This is a genomic window from Neisseria sp. P0021.S005, assembly GCF_051956955.1.
In genome coordinates this window covers 1-4,250 of sequence record NZ_JBQCWY010000238.1, presented here as the reverse complement: position 1 = coordinate 4,250, position 4,250 = coordinate 1, and the positions used below count along the sequence as shown (strand labels likewise).

At 50.8% G+C, this 4,250-nt stretch carries 4 protein-coding genes; all 4 read right to left on the bottom strand.

The window, feature by feature from the left end; translation table 11 throughout:
- Positions 1-139 precede the first annotated feature (139 nt).
- Positions 140-1,075, bottom strand: a complete 936-nt coding sequence (locus tag ACTHUE_RS11765) for a DMT family transporter (RefSeq protein ID WP_070461408.1) — start codon at positions 1,073-1,075, stop codon at positions 140-142.
- A gap of 18 nt (positions 1,076-1,093) precedes the next feature.
- Positions 1,094-2,794: a single-stranded-DNA-specific exonuclease RecJ gene (gene recJ / locus ACTHUE_RS11760; protein ID WP_107792410.1), complete on the bottom strand. Its 1,701-nt coding sequence runs from the start codon at positions 2,792-2,794 to the stop codon at positions 1,094-1,096.
- A 102-nt stretch (positions 2,795-2,896) separates the two neighbouring features.
- A complete protein-coding gene (locus ACTHUE_RS11755) occupies positions 2,897-3,607 on the bottom strand; it encodes a hypothetical protein (protein ID WP_070607903.1) in 711 nt (236 codons plus the stop codon).
- 71 nt (positions 3,608-3,678) lie between these two features.
- On the bottom strand, positions 3,679-4,212 hold the full coding sequence (gene yjgA / locus ACTHUE_RS11750) for a ribosome biogenesis factor YjgA (protein ID WP_070461406.1): 534 nt from the start codon (positions 4,210-4,212) through the stop codon (positions 3,679-3,681).
- Positions 4,213-4,250 lie beyond the last annotated feature (38 nt).

The window sequence follows — 4,250 nt, the reverse complement described above, 5'->3', positions numbered from 1 at the left end:
AACATCTACATCAGCACCCGTGAAGAACGCGAAGGCTTCTATTAATCCGCCGTTCCACATTAATCTGATTTAGAAAATATAAAGGCCGTCTGAAACCTGTTTCAGACGGCCTTGTTTTATTCTGTTTCTCAATAAAGCTTCATATCTTTCTCAAAAAAAGCCCCATTACTTTCTCTCCGGCCACCGCCAGCAAGGCTCCGGCCACAACCACCATGGCACCCACATAGCTGACGAGATTCATATCCGAAGCGGCAAAATAATCGGGGGCGAGATGATGGCCGATGGTGGAAAATATCATGGTAAATACAGGTATCAGCGTGGTAACGATACTGACTTTTGAAGCGTCCCAATGGTTGAGCGCTTCACCGAATGAACCGTAGCCGATCAGCGTGTTCAGGCAGCAATAGATAAAGCAGCCCCATAAAAACGGATTGCCGATATGGGCGATTTGCGACGGTTCGGCAAACGGCAGGAAAACAAAGCTGCTGCAAAAATAAATCATGAGCAGGATTTGTTGCGAATTGAAATGTTTGGACAGAAGTTTTTGCGCCACGCCGTAGCACACCCAAATCATGCTGCCCGAAGCCGCCATCATCACGCCGACCGCGTAGCTGCCCAAGCTGAAAAGTTCGCCGAATTTATCGTTGAAAAACATGACCAAACCCGTCAGCAAAAGCATCAAGCCGATTTTTTGCCAATGCGTAAAGGCTTCTTTAAACACGCCAACGCCGACCAAAATCATGGTAAAGGGCGAGAGTTGCCACAACACCTGCGTGGTTGTCGGCGAAATATAGTGCAAACCCATGGCAACGAGCACAAAGTTGGCGGAAATGCCGACAATACCCAGCACCAATAAAAATAAGGTTTGCTTGGAAAATTCAGACGGCCTCGGCAGCTTGCCGGTCAGTCCCAACAACGCAAACAACACCAGCGACGCCACTAAAAAGCGTATCCACACCAGCGTGGGCGCATCGACGGCTTTTAAGGCCTGTTGCGCCGCTACCGGCAGCGAGCCCCAAGTCATGGTGGCAAGCAGCGCCAATGAAAAGCCGAGCCAAGTTTTTTGTTTCTTCATTTTTCAGACGGCCTTTATTTACGCGGCTTCCCAGTAGTCGATATAAAGCTGCAATTCGAGATTATTCCGCCATTCGTTGGCAACGGGACGGTACACTGTACGGATGTATTCGGGAATGTCTTCGCTGCAACGCCAGAACATGGCTTCAAATTCGTAGCCGTCTTTTTGCAGCCAGACTTTTTTATGTTTGCCCTCCGCGCCCAGAGGCTGCTGGCGGACAACGTGAAATTCATCGGTAAAACTCGGCGGCGCGAAGCCCTGCCCCCAAACGTGTCGGGCAAGGTTTTGCGCCTGTTCCAGCGTAATGTCGCGTGCGGGCAGGCTGCCGTCGGTGATGAAGGTTTGCGACAAATCGTCTTCGCACACCATCTCGCGTACGGCTTCTTCAAAGGCCGTCTGAAACGCAGGAATATTGTGTTCGAGTATGCTCAAACCCGCCGCCATTGCGTGTCCGCCGAATTTCAAAATCAAATCGGGATGGCGTTTGGATACCAAGTCCAAAGCATCGCGCAGGTGCAAATTGGGAATGGAGCGTCCCGAACCGCGCACTTCGCCGTTGTCGGCAGGCGCAAATACGATGGTCGGACGATAAAAACGGTCTTTGAGGCGGCTGGCAACAATGCCGACCACGCCTTGATGGAAGTCGTCGCGATACGCCACCAACGTCGTCTGACCTGAAGGCAGGGTTTCAGGAAAAGCATTCAGCGCGTCTTGCAGCATAGACTGCTCGATTTCGCGGCGCTCGATATTGAGGTTGTTTAACTGAGCCGCCAGTTCCTGCGCCTCGGTGTCATCTCGCGCCAACAGACAGGCAATGCCGACCGACATATCGTCCAGCCGTCCGGCCGCGTTGATGCGCGGTCCCAACGCAAAGCCCATATCAAACGGCTGAGCCTTGCGCCAATCTCGTCGCGCCACGTCAAACAAGGCGCGGATGCCGGGGCGCATTTTGCCCAAACGCATCCGTTTCAACCCTTGAGACACGAGGATACGGTTGTTGTGGTCTAGAGTGACGACGTCGGCGACGGTACCGAGTGCGACCAAATCCAAAAGGTCGCCCAGATTCGGCTCTTTCAGGCCGTCTGAAAAATAATTGCGGCGGCGCAGCTCGGCACGCAAAGCCATCAATACATAAAAAATTACTCCCACGCCCGCCAAGCTTTTACTTTGGAAACCGCAGCCTTTTTGGTTTGGATTGACGATGATGCAGTCGGGCACGGTCTCGGCAGGCAGATGGTGGTCGGTCACAATCACATCCAAACCCAACTCCTGCGCACGCGCCACGCCTGCAATGCTGGCGATACCGTTATCCACCGTCACCAACAAATCCACACCTTGCTCGGCAGCGATTTCGGCGAGTTCGGGCGTTAAGCCGTAGCCGTGTTCAAAGCGGTTGGGCACGAGAAAATCCACTTTCGCCCCCATCGCCGCCAAACCGCTCATACCGACGGAACACGCCGTTGCGCCGTCGGCATCATAGTCGGCGACAATCAGGATTTTTTCCTGACGCTCAATCGCATCCGCCAAACGTCCGGCGGCGGCTTCACAGTTTGTCAGCGATTGATACGGCAAAAGCGCAGCAAGCTTGTCGTCCAACTCGGCCGGACTTTGCACATCACGCGCAGCACACAGCCGCGCAATCAAAGGATCGGTACCGGCAGTGAGCAAGTCGTTGAAAACAGTCGGATTAATGGAACGTGTTTGAATTTTGACGGACATAGTGTGTGGGATTAAATAGAGAAAAAATTAATTTTTTGAAACATTTATTTTAAGGAGGAGGCCGTCTGAAACCTGCAATCCGTTTTCAGACGGCCTTGGATATTATTTGCGTGAAGCATCGATAATTTCACTGACTACGACATATGAGCCTGCTATCACTGCGCCGACTGCGTCCAAAGCCAATGTAAATGGCGTTTTCAGGATATTCCCCGTCAACTTCCAAACGTCGGTGCTTTTTTTGGTTTCCGTATAATAAATTCTGACCGGGACGGCAGTGTCAAAACGGCGGTCTTCGGCAACATTTTTCGGCGTCGCATAATAATGACCTTCGGTAGAAATACACCGTGTGTAGACAGTTTTACCATCGAGTTCAACCGGCTTGAACGCCAACTGTTTTAACTTGGCAATCTCGGCAGCTTTTTGAGTATCGTAACGCAGGCAGAAATTCGAGCGAAAAGTTTGCGCTTCAGGAGATTTCAATTCAACCGGCAAAGCCTCATACACCTGTTTTGGGTTTTGCTGAACCATTTGAAAGCGTTTACTCAGCTTAGCGCCCAAAACTGCCTTCAACTTGGCCGAATCTTTAGGATTAACGACAAACCAATATTTTTTGCCCATCATGACCAAGCTGCCTGTTTCCAGTTGCGTATTGTCTTGGGCAACCACGCCAAATGCTTGAATATTGTCTTTAGCGACGGTTTTTTCGGTTGTGGTTTGATGGAAAGGGCTATTTCTTTCCCAAAGATCGGTAGTACATCCATTGAGGGTCAATACACCAACCAGCAAGGCGATTGCAGAGTGGCGAAATTTCATGGTCATCCTCCTTCGGTATTACGATACAGGCCGTCTGAAAACCGCAATCCGTTTTCAGACGGCCTTAAGGTTTATTCTTCCCAATCCTTCCCTTCTTCTGAAACGTCGGATTGACCGGCCTCCATCACTGCTTTAATTTCTTGGAACAACGCGCGGAAGTTTTTCGGCGGTTTGTTTTGTTCCTGCTCTTTTTTGGTGTTGCGGATCAAGGTACGCAATTTGCCGGCGTCGGCTTGCGGAAAATCGGCCATAAATTGGGTAATCGCGCCATCGTCTGCCAACAGTCGTGTACGCGCCTGCTCGACACGTTGCAAAAAGGCATTATGTGCCGTATTGTCGCCGCGCAGTTTGGCCAAATAAGCTTCGATGGGCGCAGGGTCGGTATCGCGCATCAGGCGGCCGATAAATTGGGCTTGGCGTTTGAGCGCGCTGTTGGACGTGATTTTTTTATAGGTGGCAATGGCTTCGAACAGCTCTTCGTCCAAGCCGATTTTTTTCAGCGTATCGCTGGAGAGCTTGGTCAATTCCATACCCAAAGCCTGCAAATCGTTCATCTGCTTTTTCATTTGGGTTTTGCTGACCCATTCGTCTTCTTGTTCAAACATTGTGTTTCCCTGATTTTCTGAATCTGCCTATTTTATCA

Excerpts from the sequence above, each read along its gene's own strand:
- ACTHUE_RS11755 (WP_070607903.1), bottom strand. The coding sequence starts at position 3,607 with ATGAAATTTCGCCACTCTGCAATCGCCTTGCTGGTTGGTGTATTGACC.
- ACTHUE_RS11765 (WP_070461408.1), bottom strand. The coding sequence starts at position 1,075 with ATGAAGAAACAAAAAACTTGGCTCGGCTTTTCATTGGCGCTGCTTGCC.
- recJ (WP_107792410.1), bottom strand. The coding sequence starts at position 2,794 with ATGTCCGTCAAAATTCAAACACGTTCCATTAATCCGACTGTTTTCAAC.
- yjgA (WP_070461406.1), bottom strand. The coding sequence starts at position 4,212 with ATGTTTGAACAAGAAGACGAATGGGTCAGCAAAACCCAAATGAAAAAG.